At 72.8% G+C, this 16,553-nt stretch carries 5 protein-coding genes; all 5 read left to right on the top strand.

Annotated features, from left to right (window positions below; all coding sequences use genetic code 11):
* Positions 1 to 19 precede the first annotated feature (19 nt).
* The 5 genes from E6R60_RS15990 to E6R60_RS15970 all read left to right on the top strand — a co-directional run bounded on the left by E6R60_RS15990 (position 20) and on the right by E6R60_RS15970 (position 16,552).
* The gene (locus E6R60_RS15990) at positions 20 to 862 is read left to right on the top strand and encodes an ABC transporter ATP-binding protein (RefSeq protein WP_168713620.1); all 843 of its coding nucleotides are present in this window, start codon (positions 20 to 22) and stop codon (positions 860 to 862) included.
* A gap of 114 nt (positions 863 to 976) precedes the next feature.
* Complete coding sequence (locus E6R60_RS15985) at positions 977 to 2,038, top strand: iron-siderophore ABC transporter substrate-binding protein (RefSeq protein WP_136327221.1); 1,062 nt, start codon at positions 977 to 979, stop codon at positions 2,036 to 2,038.
* Between the two features lie 31 nt (positions 2,039 to 2,069).
* The gene (locus tag E6R60_RS15980; protein WP_136327220.1) at positions 2,070 to 3,857 is read left to right on the top strand and encodes an ABC transporter ATP-binding protein; all 1,788 of its coding nucleotides are present in this window, start codon (positions 2,070 to 2,072) and stop codon (positions 3,855 to 3,857) included.
* A gap of 58 nt (positions 3,858 to 3,915) precedes the next feature.
* Positions 3,916 to 14,865: a non-ribosomal peptide synthetase gene (locus tag E6R60_RS15975; protein ID WP_136327219.1), complete on the top strand. Its 10,950-nt coding sequence runs from the start codon at positions 3,916 to 3,918 to the stop codon at positions 14,863 to 14,865.
* Complete coding sequence (locus E6R60_RS15970) at positions 14,852 to 16,552, top strand: ABC transporter ATP-binding protein (protein ID WP_136327218.1); 1,701 nt, start codon at positions 14,852 to 14,854, stop codon at positions 16,550 to 16,552. The genes E6R60_RS15975 and E6R60_RS15970 overlap by 14 nt, the downstream gene beginning before the upstream one ends.
* Position 16,553 lies beyond the last annotated feature (1 nt).

Raw genomic sequence — 16,553 nt, 5'->3', positions numbered from 1 at the left:
CCCGGACAGAGGAGGCCCCGTGGCCGTGCACCACCCCACCACCGAGAGCGAGCCCGCGGTCGAGGACACCGCCCGGCTGGCCGCCAGAGGCGTCACCGTCGGATACGGCGGCCGGACCGTCATCGACCAGCTGGACGTCGCCATCCCGCCAGGCGTGATCACCACGATCATCGGGCCCAACGGCTGCGGGAAGTCCACCCTGTTGCGCACGCTGACCCGCCTGCTGAAGCCGGTCGGCGGTGCGGTCGTCCTGGACGGGGAGGACATCGCCGCGCTCCGGACCAGGGACGTGGCGAAGAAGCTCGGCCTCCTTCCCCAGGCGCCCGTCGCCCCGGAGGGGCTGACGGTGGCCGACCTGGTCGCCAGGGGGCGGCATCCGCACCAGAGCTGGCTGCGGCAGTGGTCCTCGGACGACGCCGACGTGGTGGCGGCCGCGCTGGCCATGACCGGGGTGTCCGAACTGGCGGACCGCACCGTCGACTCGCTGTCCGGCGGGCAGCGTCAACGGGTCTGGATATCGATGACGCTCGCCCAGGGCACCGATCTGCTGCTGCTGGACGAGCCGACCACGTACCTGGACCTGGCGCACGCGATCGATGTGCTCGACCTGGTCGACGACCTGCACGAGTCGGGACGCACCGTCGTCATGGTGCTCCACGACCTCAACCTCGCCACCCGGTACAGCGACCACCTCATCGTGATGCGGGACGGGGCGGTCCTGGCCCAGGGGCACCCGCGCGAGGTGATCACCGCCGCGCTGCTGCACGAGGCGTTCGGGCTGCGTGCCCTGGTCATCGACGATCCGGTCGGCGACCGGCCCCTCATCGTGCCGATCGGCCGTGCCCACGTCTCGCTCAACTAGGTTTCCGGCAACGGGAATACGCTAGTTAGGCTAGGCTACCCTCACTTAAGCGGGGTAAGGTTTGCCTGCCCTTGCGAAGGGCTCAGTGGACAGCGCGAAAGCAAGGGATTCCGGATGCTCACCCGTAGAACGACGCCCACCAGGCCCTGGCAGCGGCTGGCCGCTGCGGTGTCCGCCGCGACCCTCGGCATCGGCCTCCTGGCGGGCTGCGGTTCCGACGGCCCGGACGACGCGGACAAGGCGAGCGGCCGGGCTCCTGCCGCGGCGGCCGGCGCCTTCCCGGTCACCGTGGAGCACGCGTTCGGCTCCACGAAGATCACCAAGGCGCCCGAGCGGGTCGTCTCGGTCGGCTACACGGACGACCAGACCATCCTGGCGTTCGGCATCAAGCCGGTCGGCATGGTCGACCAGTACCCGAACCCCGTGGGCAAGGTCCCCGACATCAACACCCAGTGGCCGTGGGTGAAGGACAAGTGGGGTGACGCGCGCCCCGAGGTGATCATGAAGAACGGTGACGCGGGCCCCAACTACGAGAAGATCGCCGCCCTTCGGCCCGACCTGATCATCGCGGTCTACTCGGAGGTCGACCGGGCCGCGTACGACAAGCTCTCGAAGATCGCCCCCACGGTGGGCCGCACCAAGGCCGAGAAGGAGCCCTTCAGCGCGCCGTGGCAGGACAACGCGGTCCACATCGCCAAGGCGCTCGGCAAGGAGAGCGAGGGCGCGGCGATGGTGAAGGGCATTCAGCAGAAGCTCGACGCCGCCGCCGAGGCCCACCCGGAGTTCGCGACGCAGACCGGTGTCGCGCTGTCCTGGTACGAGAAGTCCGTCGCGCCGTTCACCACCACCGATGTGCGCGGACGCCTGGTGACGGGCATCGGTTTCAAGGGCGCGACGGAGATCGACAAGATCGCGGGCGGCAAGTTCTACACCGTGCTCTCGCCCGAGCGGATGGACCTCGTGGACGTCGACCGCATCTTCGTCATCAACGACAAGGCCGACCAGGAAGCCCTGAAGAAGTCCGAACTGTTCGGCAACCTGAAGGCGGTCAAGGAGGGCCGGGTGTCGTATCTGCTCGACAGCGAGGGACCGGCGGTCGGCGCGGCCATCTCCCAGGGCACCCTGCTGTCGCTGCCGTACGCGATCGACGAGCTCGTCGAGTCGGCCGCCCGGTGACGTCGGCCGGCACGAACGCCCCGGAGTGCGGGTGACCACCACCGGCGCCCGAGCCGCCCCGGCGACCCTCCGCACGGCCACCGGGGGAGAGGGGGCGCGGTGGATCGCGGCGCACTGCCGCGAGACGCCGTGGCTGACGGCGGCCACCGTGCTCACCACGGTGGCCGGCGCGGCGCTCCAGGTGCTCCCGGTTCTCCTGCTCGGCCAGGTGGTCGACGGGGTGGCCGGGGGCGAACCGCGGTCGCTCCTCGTCCGGATCGGCGTGCTGATGGTCGCCGCCGCGTTGCTCGGGGCGGCCGCCACCGCGGCGTCGGCCTATCTGATCGGACGGCTGGGCGCGGAGCTGCTCGCCCGGCTGCGCGAGGGCGCCGTCCGCGCGGTGCTGGGGATGCCCAGCGCACGGATCGAGGAGGTCGGCCGGGGCGATGTGCTGTCCCGGGTGGGCGACGACGTGGCCGTGCTGTCCCGGGGCATCCGGTCGGCCGTTCCCACGGTGTTCTCGGCGGGGGTGCTGGTCGCCATCGCGACCGCCGGCATGTTCGGGCTGGACTGGCGGCTCGGCCTCGCCGGCGCGGGTGCGCTTCCCGCGTACGCCCTGGCCCTGCGCTGGTACCTGCCCCGGTCCGCGCCGCTCTACCGGAGGCAACGGGCGGCGCAGGCCGACCGGGCGCAGGCGCTGATCAGCGGTCTGAACGGGATCGACACGGTCCGGGCCTACCGCCTGGAGGGTGCGTTCCGCGAGAAGGTCACGGACGAGTCGTGGCGGGTACGCGAACTGGGCATCGAGGTGTTCCGGTTCTTCGGCCGCTTCGTCGGCAGGGAGAACCGTGCCGAGTTCATCGGACTGGTCCTGATCCTCCTGGCCGGATACGCCCTGCTGGAGGGCGACGCGGCCACCCTCGGGGAGGTGTCGGCCGCTCCGCTGATGTTCCACCGGCTGTTCACACCGCTCGGCGCGATCATGTTCACCTTCGACGAGGCGCAGAAGTCGGGCGCGAGCCTGACCCGGCTGGTCGGGGTGCTGGGCGAGCGGACGGAGGACCGCCTGGTGGGCGACTCCACCGTGGCGCCGGCCGGTGCGGGCCCGTACCAAGTGACCGTGGAAGGGCTGACGTTCAGCTACCCCGACGCCGAGGACCCGGTCCTCAGGGACGTCGGCCTGACAATCCCCGCCGGCGGTTCACTCGCCCTGGTGGGGGCGACGGGCGCGGGCAAGTCGACGCTCGCCGCCCTGATCGCGGGCATCGGAACCCCGCAGACCGGTTCGGTGCGGATCGGGCCGCACGACCTCGCGGGGCTGGACGAGGCCGGGGCGCGGGCCCTGGTGAGCATCCTGACGCAGGAGACGCACGTGTTCTCCGGCCCGCTCGCCGACGACCTGCGGCTGGCCGCGCCGGAGGCGACGGACGGGGAACTGGCGGACGCGCTGCGGACGGTGGGCGCGGGGGTGTGGGCCGACGCGCTGCCGGACGGACTGCGGACCGTGGTCGGCGAGGGCGGGGAGCGCCTGGACGTCACCAAGGTCGCCCAGATCGCCCTGGCCCGGCTGGTACTGGCGCGGTCGCCCGTGGTGGTCCTGGACGAGTCGACGGCCGAGGCCGGCAGTGCGGGCGCCGCCGAGCTGGAGCGGGGTGTGCTCGCCGCGTGCGCGGGGCGGACCACGCTGTTCGTGGCGCACCGGCTGACCCAGGCGATGGCGGCGGACCGGATCGCCGTGCTGGACGCGGGACGGGTCGTGGAGCAGGGGACGCACGAGGAGCTGGTGGCTCTGGGGGGCCGGTACGCACGGTTGTGGCAGGCCTGGCGCGAAGGTAGTTAGGTGAACCTTAGTTAGGCTAGGCTAAGTTGGACACCTCGGATGGGAAGCGGAGTCTTCGATGATGGAACCGGGCGCTCGTCTCGTACTGCTTTCCGAAACGGGCCTGGCCGGCCTGCGCCGGCGAACCGGTGATCACAGTGACCGCGCGCTCGTCACCGCGTGCGCCGTGGCTCTCTCCTACTGGGCGACCGGACACAGTCCGCAGGGTATGGACCTGAGCCCCGGCACCCTGTTCGCCGACGTCCTCGGATGGGCCGGCAGCGGCGGCCCGGGACCGGCCGGCTGGGAGACCGGTGCGGACGGCCGCAGTATCGCCGTCCCGGAAGGCGTCTCGCAGGCCGACGCCCAGCTCGCCCTGGACGACCTCGCGGACTTCCCCGACCGGCCCCTCGGGACCATCGGCCCCTCGGGCGTCACCGCACGGATCGAGGCCCTGGCCCGGTGGAACGACACGGAGGCCGGCCGGGTCCGTCCGACCCTCGTGGAGATGTTCCACGAGCAGGTACGGCGAAGCCCGGACGCCGTCGCGATCGTGGACGCGCAGCGCACCCTGACGTACCGACAGGTCGCCGCGTACGCAAGCCAGTTGGCCCACCACCTGCTCGAGCGCGGACTCGTTGCCGAGCAGGTCGTCGGCATCTCGCTGGAGCGCTCCGCCGACATGGTGGTCGCACTGCTCGGCGTGCTCCAGGCGGGATGCGCGTTCGTCCCGCTCGATCCGCAGTGGCCCGCCGCGCGCAGGGCCGTCGTCATCGAGGACGCCCGGGTCGTGCTCCAGCTCACCGGCTCGGGTGAGCACCGCCCGGGCGAGCCGGACGCCGTGGCCGTCGACCTCGGGGACTGGCGGTTCGCCTCCCACCCCGCCACGGGCCCCGCGGTCACCGTACCCGGAGCCGCCCTGGCCTATGTGATCTTCACGTCCGGCTCGACCGGCCGGCCCAAGGGCGCGATGATCCGGCACGAGGCGATCAGCGAGCGCCTGTTGTGGCAGTCCGGCGAGATCCTGCACTTCGGCCCCGACGACGCGTCCTTGTTCAAAGCGCCGCTGTCGTTCGACATCTCCATCAACGAGATCTTCCTGCCGCTCGTGTGCGGCGCACGGCTGGTGGTCCTGCGGCCCGGCGGCGAACGCGACCCGCACCACCTGCTCAGCGTGATCGCCGAGCAGCGCGTCACCTTCACCTACCTGGTCTCGTCCATGCTCGACGTCCTGCTGGAGATGGCGGGCGACTCGGGCCGTCTGGACAGCCTGCGCCATGTGTGGTGCGGCGGCGAGGTGCTCACCCCCGAGCTCTACGAGCGCTTCCGCACCCGCCTCGACATCCCCATGTACCACGGCTACGGCCCCGCCGAGACGACCATCGGCGTCTCGCACGTCATCTACCGGGGCGCGGCGGAACGCCTGTCGACCTCGATCGGCAAGGCCAACCCCAACACGCAGTTGTACGTGCTCGACGACGAACTCCGCCCCGTCCCGGTCGGGGCCGGCGGCGAACTGTACGTGGGCGGTTTCCTCCTGGGACGCGGATACGTCAACGCGCCCGGCCTCACCGCATCCCGCTTCGTGGCGAACCCGTTCGCGGCCGACGGCTCGCGGCTGTACCGCACCGGCGACCTCGCCCGCTACGCCCCGGACGGATCGCTCGACTTCCTCGGCCGCGCCGACAACCAGATCAAGATCCGCGGGATGCGCCTGGAGACCGAGGACGTCGAGGCCGGACTCGCCGAGCACCCCGGCGTGCGGCACAGCTGCGTCGTCGCCAGGAAGAACACCGCGGGCGGGACCTACCTCGTGGGGTACGTGATCCCGGCCGCCGGGCACGAGGACCTGCACGCCGACGAGGTCAGGGACTGGGCGGACGCGCACCTGGTGGATTACATGGTGCCCGCCCGCACCGTCGTGCTGAAGGAGTTCCCGCTCACCGCCAACGGCAAGGTCGACCGGGCGGCGCTGCCGGAACCCGTGACCGCGGCCGGTCCGCTGCTCGCGCCCACCACGGAGAACGAGCGCGTGGTCTGCGCGGCCGTCGCCGCCGTACTGCGGCTGGACGAGGTCGGCGTCGACCAGGACTTCTTCCGGCTGGGCGGGGACAGCATTCTGGCGATCTCCCTGCTGAGCGCCTTGCGGGACGCCGGTCTCCACGTCACGGCGCGGCAGATCTTCACCCACGGTGTCGTCGGCGCCCTCGCCGCGGTCGCGAGCCGCGAGGACCCGTCCACGGCGCAGGACGACGACGTGCCGACCGGGCCCGTCGTGGGATCGCCCATCGTCCAGTGGCTCGGCGAGACCACCGACGCGGTCGACGGCTTCGTCCAGTCGGTGGTGCTCACCACCCCGGCGGACCTGACCGCCGACGCCCTGGACCGGATCCTCACCGCGCTCGTCCGCCACCACGACATGCTGCGGGCCAGGCTGGTGCGCGGGGAGCGCTGGAGCTTCTTCGTGCCGGAGGCGGAAGGAGCCGTCGCCGCGTGGGAGGAGAGCGGCCTGCCGCTCGACGCCTGCGTCGCACGCGCCACCGAGGGGCTCGACCCGGACAACGGCGTCATGCTGCGCGCGGTCTGGCGCCGCGAGGACCGGCAGCTGGTGGTGGTCATCCACCATGTGGTCGTCGACGGCGTCTCCTGGCGGGTCCTGAGGGAGGACATCGCGACGGCGTGGCGGCAGTACAGCTCAGGCGCGGCGCTCGAACTGCCGGCGGTGGGAACGTCGTTCCGGCGCTGGACCGAGCTGCTGGGACGTCCCGCGTTCGACGCGGACCGCGCCTACTTCGAGCGTCCCCTGCCCGGTGCCGACGGACCGCTGGGCAGGCGTGCGCCGACCGACGCCGACACCGTCGCCCGGGAGCGGCAGCGGACCGTCTCGGTGGGGACGGGGACCACGTCGGCGCTGCTGAGCGAGATCCCCGCGAAGTTCCACGCCGGCGTCAACGACGTCCTGCTGACCGCGCTCGCCGTCGCCCTCGCCCGGTGGCGCCGCGACCTCGGCCAGGACCAGACGTTCGCCCACATCGAACTGGAGGGGCACGGCCGCGAGGGCCGTTTCGTCGCGGAGGCCGCCGGCTGTGAACCCGAACTCTCCCGGACCGTCGGCTGGTTCACCACCCTGTTCCCGGTGACCGTCGACCCCGGCGCCACGGACTCGTTCACCTCGCCCGCCTACCTGGCCGCCGCGCTGAAGGCGGTCAAGGAGGACCTCGCCCGCGTGCCGGGCAACGGGCTCCCCTACGGCGCCCTGCGGTATGTGCACGACACGCGGTTCGACGCGCCCGCTCCCCAGGTGCTGTTCAACTACCTGGGCCGTTTCGACTCGGACGCCGCAGGGGACTGGCAGCTCGCCGGGACCACCGGGCAGCTCGGCGAGAAGCGCGATCCGAGGATGCGCCTGCCGCGCGCCCTGGAGTTCAACCTCGTCGCCGAACCCGTCGCGTCCGGGGCGCACGAACTGGTCGCCACCCTCTCCTGGCCCGACGGCCTGTTCACCGACGAGGACATCACGACCCTCGGCGCCTATCTGCGGGAGGCCCTGACCGGACTGGCCTCGCTCGAACACGGCGGCCACTCGCCCAGCGACTTCGCCCCGCTGGCGCTCACCCAGGCCGATGTCGACGCCCTGGACGGCCCGCGACTGCACGGCATTCTGCCGCTGACCCCGTTGCAGGAAGGCCTGTACTTCCACTCGGTCTTCGACGACGACGCGGCCGGCGGCTACGTCGAGCAGCAACTGCTGACGCTGGACGGCGAGGTGGACGCCGGACGGCTCGCGGCAGCGGCCACCCGGCTGCTGACGCTGTATCCGAACCTGGCCGCACGATTCGTCGCCCTGGCCGACGGCCGGGTGGTCTCCGTGCTGGAGAGCGGGACGGAGGCGCCCTTCACCACACTGGACCGTCCGGGCATCACCGACGCCGAGATCCGGACGTACGCGGAGCACGACCGTCGCCAGGGGTTCGACCTGGCCACCGGCCCGCTGATGCGCTACACGCTCATCCGGCGGGGCGCCGGCCGCCCCGTCCTGGTGCAGACCGTGCACCACATCATCGCCGACGGCTGGTCGGTGCCGCCGATGCTCCGCACCCTGCTCGCCGAATACCACCGGCCGGGCACCGTGTACCGGGCCGGCGGCTTCCCCGACTACGTGCACTGGCTCGCCGGGCGCGACGCCGACGAGAGCGAGCGCGTCTGGCGCGAGGAGCTCGCCGGGCTGTGCGGCCCCTCCCTCGTCGCCGAGGGCCACATCCCGTCGGACCGGTTCGCCGACACGGCCGTGGAGCCGTCGGACGGCATCGACGCGGCCGCCAGGTCGGCGGGCGTGCCCCTGAGCGTGGCCGTGCACAGCGCCTGGGCCGTGACGCTCGGCGGCATCCTCCACGCCGAGGACGTGGTGTTCGGATCGACCGTCTCCGGACGCGACGCGGACGTCCCCGGCATCGCCGACATGGTCGGCCTGTTCATCAACACCATTCCCGTGCGCGCCCGGTGGTCCGGGACCACGACGTCGTCCGGTCTGCTCGCCTCGGTGCGGGAGCACCAGAGCACCGTGCTGCCGCACCAGCACGTCTCGCTGGCGAGGATCGGCCGGCAGGCCGGCGCGGGCGCCCGCTTCGACACCCTTGTGGTGTTCGACGTGGCGACCGACGTGACCGCCCTGCGCGGGCCCGACGACGAGGTGGTCGTCACCGGCATCGTGAACGAGGGGGCCCCGCACTACCCGTTGACGCTGGTGGTGGAGCGCGCCCCCGACGGCGGCCCGCGCTTCCACCTGATCTACGACGGGGACCTGCTCCGGGAATCGGGCGCCGCCGCCATCCTGCGCAGGTTCACCCGCACCCTCACCGGCCTGCTCACCCGGCCGGACGCCCTGGTCGCGGACCTGGCGGCCGAGGAGGACCGGCGCCCCGCCCCGGTCGCCCCGGCGACCCTTGGCGCGCTGTTCGACGCCGCCGCACGCCGGGACACGGCCGCCGTCGCCGTCACCCAGTGCGCCCTCGACGGAGGCACCAGGTCGCTCACGTACGGTGAACTGGCCTCGGCCAAGGACGAGCTGGCCGGGGTGCTGAGGGCGGCCGGCGCCGGGCCCGGCGCGCGCGTCGCCGTCGGCGTACCGCGTTCCCTGGAACAGGTGCTCGCCCTGATCGCGATCGTCACGGCGGGCGGTGCGTACGTACCGCTGGACCCGGACTACCCGGACGAACGGCTGGAGTACGTCCTGGCGGACGCCGCACCGCAGGCCGTGCTCGTGGACCGCGAGCAGCGGGACCGGTTCGCGCGCCTGCTGTCCCGGGCGGGCGTACAGGCCCGGGTGCTCGTGCTCGGCGACGAACCGCCCCCTCCGCACGGGCCCGCGCCGGAGACCGCGGAACCGGGCCCGGACGATCCCGCGTACGTGATCTACACGTCGGGGTCCACCGGCCGGCCCAAGGGCGTCGTCGTCCCGCACGCCTCCGTGGTGGCGCTGCTCGCGAACACCCGGGCCGACATGGAGTTCGGCCCCGACGACGTGTGGGTCCAGTTCCACTCGTACTCCTTCGACTTCGCCGTCTGGGAGCTGTGGGGCGCGCTCGCGCACGGTGGTGAACTGCTCGTGCCGGACTACGCGCTGACGCGCTCCCCGGTGGACTTCCACCGGCTGGTCCGCGAGCGCGGAGTCACGGTGCTCAACCAGACCCCATCGGCGTTCTACCGGTTCGTCGAGGCCGACCGGCACGCCGGCGAACCGGCCACCGCACTGCGGCGGATCGTCTTCGGAGGCGAGGCGCTGGATCCCGTACGGCTGCGCGGGTGGGTCGAGCGGTACGGCGCCGACGCGCCCGAACTCGTCAACATGTACGGCATCACCGAGACCACCGTCCACGTCACCCACCGGGTGCTCGGCGCCGAGGACCTCGACACCGGCGTCAGTCCGATCGGCGGTCCGGTGCCCGGCCTGCGCATCCATCTCCTGGACGACCGGCTCCGGCCGGTGCCGCCCGGAAGGGTGGGCGCGATCTACGTCGCGGGCGAGCAGGTGGCGCTCGGCTACCTCGGCAGGCCGGGACTGACCGCGGGCCGCTTCGTGGCGGACCCGTTCGCCGGCGACGGCTCCCGGATGTACCACACGGGCGACCTCGCCCGGCGCACCCTGGACGGGGAGCTGGAGTTCGCGGGCCGCGCCGACGACCAGGTCCAGCTCAAGGGGTTCCGGATCGAGCCCGGCGAGGTGGAGTCGGCGATCAGGGAGCTCGAAGGCGTGGTCGACGCGGCCGTCACCGTGGCGGACAGCGGAGACCACCTGGTCGCGCACATCGTGGGCCGGGTACCCGGCGGACTCACCGGCCTCCTGGCCGCGAAGCTGCCCGCGCACATGGTGCCGGGGCGGGTGCGCCCGGTCGAAGCGCTCCCGCTCACGGTCAACGGGAAGCTGGACCGTGAGGCCCTCGCCGAGCACGCGGCCACGGACCCGTCCCCCGAAGGCGCAGCCGGCTCCGCGCTCACCGGCCGGGAAGCCGTCCCGGCGGTCGCTCCGGGGTCCGCGCTCGCGTCACTGGTGAGCGTCTTCGGCGAGACGCTGCCCGGCTCCGCCGTGGACGCCGGCACCGACTTCTTCATGGCCGGCGGGGACAGCATCCTCGCCATCACCCTCATCAACCGGGCCCGGGCCATCGGACTTCCGATCGCACCGCGGGACGTCTTCCTGTTCAAGACCCCGCGCGCACTCGCCGAGCAGCTGGAAGCGCGGACGCAGCGGATCGCCGCCCCCGCGCCCGCCCACCGGGCTGACGGCCCCCTGCTCCCGACGCCGATCATCCTGCGCAGGCGCGAACTGGGCGGCTCGCTCGCCCGGTTCGCCCAAGCCAGATGGCTGACGGTCCCCGAGGGCGCCGGGCTCGCCGATGTCGCACGCGCCGCCAACGCCGTCGTGGCCGCGCACCCGGTCCTCCGTCTGCGGCTGCACGCCGGGCACGGCGTGTGGGCCCTGCGCACCGAGCCCCACCGCGAGGTCACCGTCGGCCGCACGGGGACGACCGACGTGACGGCCGCCGCCAACGAGGCGGCCGGACGCCTCGATCCGGAGACCGGTGCCGCATCCGGGTCCGGGGGCGTCATCGCGTTCTCCTGGATGCCGGAGAACCGGACGCTCGTGGTGGCCGTGCACCATCTCGCCGTCGACGCGGTGTCCTGGCTGATCCTGCTCGACGACCTGGCCACCGCACTGGACGGGGCGGAGCTGGCACCCCCCACCACGTCGTACGCCGAGTACGCCGAGGCGATGACCGCCCGGTCCGCCGAGGTGTCCGGCCTGGGCGACTGGATCACCACGCTCGGCGCGCCCGCGTTGCTGCCCGCCGTCGAGGGCGTGCGCGAGACGACCGTCGTGCTGGCGCCCGACGTCAGCGACCGGGTGACGCGCACCGCGCCCGCCGCACTCGGCATCGGGCTCACCGAGCTGCTGTGCGGCGCGCTCCGCACCGCGCTGACCCGCTTCCAGCCGTCGCCCACCGACCTCGCGATCGATCTGGAGCGGCACGGCCGGGTCCCCGCGCGGGAACACCACGACTACACCCGTACGGTCGGCTGGTTCACCGCCATCGCACCCGTGCGGCTCACCGCGCACACCGACCCCGTCGAGGCGGCGCGCGAGGTCGCCGCACGCCAGCCGGACGAAGACGGACACGTCGCCTACGGCCGGCTCAGGTACCTCAACCCGCAGACCGCCCCGCTGCTGACCGCCCGCCCGCAGGTGCTGTTCAACTACCTCGGCCGGAGCGGCGAGTCCCGGGCGCCGCACCTCGCCGGCACGGACGAGGGCCGCCCGTACGCCGTCGAGGTCAACGCCTGGACCGACGACACCACCGGCAGCCTGCACGCGGCCTTCACCCTCGCCGACGGCATCCCCGACGAGATCACCGGCCACTGGCGAGCCGCCCTGGAACACATCGCCGACGCCGCCGCGACGGCCGAGCGCACCGCTCCGGTCACCCCCCTCCAACGCGGCCTGTACTTCCAGGCCCAGATGGCGGCCACGGCCGGGCACTACGTCGCACAGAGCTACTTCACCTTCGACCGCCGCCTGGACACCGACGCCCTCGCCGAGGCGATGGCGCACGTGATCGCACGGCACCCGGTCGTGGGCGCCGGCTTCACCACCGACGACCGCGGAAACCCGGTGCAGGTCCTCAGGGCGGGCCGCCGCGTCGAGGTCCGCACCGTTCACCTGGCGACGGACGCCGAGGCCGACGCCCTGCGCGCCCGCGACCGCGACACCGGATTCGACCCGGGCGAGCCGCCGCTGGTCCGGCTGACCGTGGTGCGCCTGCCCGACGGGTGCGACCGGCTGCTGCTGAGTTACCACCTCCTGCTGTGGGACGGCTGGTCCCGCGAGATCCTGCTGCGCGACCTGTTCGACGCCTACCGGGCCGTCGTAGCCGGTGAGCCACTGGAGGGGCCCCCGGCCGGCCCCGGATTCGAGGACTACGCCCGCACCCTCGCCGCCAAGGACCCCGCGGTTGCGGAACGCTTCTGGGCGCGGCACCTGGAGGGCCTCACCGGACCGACCCTGCTCGCCGGGCCCCGCCCCGATCTCCCGGACGAACTGCCGCGCGCGCTCGTCCACACGTTGTCCGCCGAACTGTCGGACCTGCTGAGGGACGCGGCCAAGGCCCACGGCGTCACGCTGAACACCGTGCTGACCGGCGCGTTCGGCCTCCTGCTCGGCGCGCACACCGGCCGGGCCGACGCGGTGTTCGGCGTGACCGTGTCCGGCCGCGAGGGCGAGGGGCTCTCCGCCATCGTCGGCGTACTGCTCAACACCGTGCCCCTGTGGACGCGGCCCCGGCCGCACGACACGGTCCGGGAGTACCTGACGGCCGTCCAGGCGGCCCGGGTCGAGGCGATGGAGCACGAGCACCTGGGCCTCGGCGAGATCCAGCGCGCCAGTGGACACGACACCCTGTTCGACAACCTCTTCGTCCTCCAGAACTTCCTGGACCTCGACGCGCTCGCCGGGATGAACGCACGGCACGGCATCACCTCGGTCCGGGCCGACGACTCGACCCACTATCCGTTCACCTGGGTCGTCACCCCCGGCGACCGGCTCACCGTCAGACTGGAGCACCGCGACGACGACCCGGCGAACGCCCGCCGGCTCCTGGACGACTACCTGCGCCTGCTGGAGGAACTGGCCAGGACCACCGGCCCCGTCGGCGCTCTGCGAGGACCGGGACCGGAGCCCGGGCCCGCCACGCGTACGGGCATCGGGACGGACACCGTCGTCGACCGGTTCGACCGGGCGGCGGACCGCGACCCGCACCGCGTCGCCCTCGTCGCCCACGGCGCGACCCTGACCTTCGCCCAGCTCCGCGACCGCAGCCGCGCGGTGGCGGGTGTGCTGGCCGGACGCGGCATCGGACCCGAGCGCACCGTGGCCCTCGCGGTCCCGCGCTCGCTCGACTCGATCGTGGCGCTGTTCGCCGTGCTGCGCGTGGGAGCGGCCTACGTCCCGCTGGAGCTCGACCACCCGGACGAGCGGATAGCCGCGATCGTCGACGACGCCCGCCCGGACGTGATCCTCACGGTCGGCGCGGTGTCGCCCCGGCTGACCGGCGACCTCATCGAGCTGGACCGCCCGCTGCCCGGGGCGGAGCCGTACCGGACGTTCGCGCCGGACGATCCGGACCGCCTGCGGCACCCCGCGTACACGATCTACACCTCGGGATCGACCGGCAGGCCCAAGGGCGTGGTGACCGAATACGCCGGGCTCACCAACATGCTGATCAACCATCAGCGACGCATCTTCGAGCCGGTGCTGGCCGCGCACGGGCACCGGGTCTTCAGAATCGCGCACACCGTGTCGTTCGCCTTCGACATGTCGTGGGAGGAGTTGCTGTGGCTCGCCGACGGCCATGAGGTGCACATCTGCGACGAGGAACTGCGCCGCGACGCGCCCCGGCTGGTCGCGTACTGCCTGGAGCACGGCATCGACGTCGTCAACGTGACCCCCACGTACGCGCACCAGCTGGTCGCGGAGGGCCTGCTCGACACCCCCGGACGGCGGCCCGCCCTGGTGCTGCTCGGCGGCGAGGCGGTCACCCCGGCCCTGTGGCAGCGGCTCGCGGAGACCGAGGGCACGGTCGGCTACAACCTGTACGGACCCACCGAATACACCATCAACACCCTCGGCGTGGGCACTTTCGAATGCGAGGACCCGGTGGTCGGCGTCCCGATCGACAACACCGAGGTGTACGTGCTCGACCCCTGGCTGCGCCCGCTGCCGGACGGGGTGCCCGGCGAGCTGTACGTCTCCGGCGTCGGCACGGCACGCGGCTACCTCGGCCGGGCCGCCCAGACGGCGCACCGCTTCGTCGCATGCCCGTTCGCCGGACCCGGCGAGCGCATGTACCGCACCGGGGACCTGGTGATCCGGCGGCCCGACGGCAACCTGATGTACCTGGGCCGCACCGACCAGCAGGTCAAGATCCGCGGACACCGCGTCGAGCCGGGCGAGGTCGAGGCCGCGTTCGCCGACCACCCGGCGGTGCGGTTCGCCGCCGTGGTCGCGCAGCCGGACCCGCAGGCCGAAGGGGTGTACCGGCTGGCCGCCTACCTGGTGCTCGACGAGGGATCCGCGTTGGCGTCCGTCGCCTCCGAAGTGTGCGCCGCCCTTCCGGACTTCCTGCGCCCCACCCACTACGCCCAGGTCGACCGCATCCCCCTGACCGTGAACGGGAAGGCCGACACCAAGGCCCTGCCGGAGGCCAGGCCGCTGGGGGTGCTGACCACCGCGGCCGAACGCGCACCGGAGACCGGAACCGAGAGCACCGTGTGCGCGTTCTTCGCCGAGGCGCTCGACCTGGACGACGAAGAGGTCAGCGCCGTCAGCGACTTCGTCTCCCTCGGCGGGCACTCCATGCTCGCCGTGCGTCTGACCGGGCTGCTCCGCCGGGAGTACGGCCCGGTGATCACGATCCGCGACCTGCTCACCCTGCGAACCCCCGAAGCGATTGCCGGTCACCTCGATGCCCGCTCCTGACCCCCACCGGCCCCTCCGAGGCACCGTCATCCTGCGGACCGCCCTGCGCCGCAATCTCGCCGCCATGGCCTGGGGCACCGTCCTCATGGGCCTGTACCAGGCGGGCGAGACCGCCTTCCCCATCGCGCTCGGTCTGATCGTCGAGCACACGCTGCAGGACCGGAGCCCCGGTTCCCTCGGTGTGTCGATCGGCGCGCTGGCGGTGATCATCACGACCGTGTCCCTGTCGTGGCGGTTCGGGATGCGCGTCCTGCAGAAGGCGAACACGACCGAGGCGCACCGCTGGCGGGTGCAGGTCGCCGCGTGCGGACTCCAGCCGGTGGACCGGGACACCGGCCTGAAATCCGGTGAGGTGCTCACCATCGCCACGGAGGACGCCGACTCCACCGCCGACATCATCGAGGTGGTGCCGCTGCTGATCAGCTCGCTGGTCGCCGTCCTGGTCGCGGCCGTCGCGCTGGGCCTCGCGGACGTCCGGCTCGGACTCCTCGTGATCATGGGCACCGTGGTGATCCTGACGATCCTGAGCCTGATGTCCAAGCGGATCGGTGCCGGCACACAGGAACAGCAGGCCCGGGTGGCTCGGGCCGGCGCGAAGGTCGCCGACCTGATCACCGGCCTGCGCCCGCTGCACGGATTCGGCGGCAACCACGCGGCGTTCGTCTCCTACCGGAAGGTCAGCACCGAGGCGAGGCGGCAGGCGGTCACCGTCGCCAGGGTGAACGGCGCGTACGCGGGAGCCGCACAGGCCCTCAACGCGGCCCTCGCCGCCGCGGTGACCCTGACGGCCGGCGGGCTGGCGTTCGGGGGCCGGATCTCCCTCGGTGAGCTCGTCATGGCCGTCGGCCTCGCGCAGTTCATCATGGAGCCGCTCAAGATGTTCTCGGAGATGCCGAAGTACGTGATGATGGCGCGGGCCTCGGCCGAGCGGATGGCGCTGGTGCTCTCGGCCCCGCCGGTGACGCAGCCCGGGCCGCAAAGCCCGGCCCTCGGCGGGGACCTGGAGATCGACGGCGTCCGGTACGGAACGCTGCGCGGGCTGAAGCTGCGCGTGTCCGCGGGGGAGTTCGTGGCGGTCACCGCCTACCACCCGCGCGCGGCGGCGGACTTCGCGTCGATCCTGGCCGTGAACGTCCCGCCGCACGCCTACGAGGGAGTGGTGCGCATCGGCGGGCAGGATATGGCCGGCCTGTCGGTCGAGGCGGTCCGTGAGCACCTGTTGGTGAACCCGTACGACGCGGAGATCTTCGCGGGCACCCTCCGTACGAACATCGATCCCTCGGGCACCGGCCGGATGGTGGCCGAGGCCGTCGAGGCGTCCCTGCTGACCGACGTCGTCGCCCTGCACCGCGCCGGGCTCGACCACGCCGTCCGCGACCGAGGCGCGAACCTCTCGGGGGGTCAGCGTCAACGCCTCTCGCTGGCGCGCGCCCTGGCCGCCGACACCGACGTCCTGGTGCTGCACGACCCCACCACGGCCGTCGACGCGGTCACCGAACAACTGATCGCGCGCAACCTCGTGAAGCTGCGCCGGGGCCGTACCACCCTCGTGATCACCAGCAGTCCGGCCGTCCTGGACGCCGCCGACCGGGTCCTCGTCCTGGACGACGGCGTCATCACGGCCGAGGACACCCACCGCAACCTCCTCGCCTCCGACGAGGCGTACTGCCTGGCGGTGGCGAGGTGAG

The organism is Streptomyces sp. A0642 (assembly GCF_004795105.1).
Taxonomy (GTDB): Bacteria; Actinomycetota; Actinomycetes; order Streptomycetales; family Streptomycetaceae; genus Streptomyces.
This window is presented reverse-complemented; position numbering and strand designations above follow the sequence as displayed.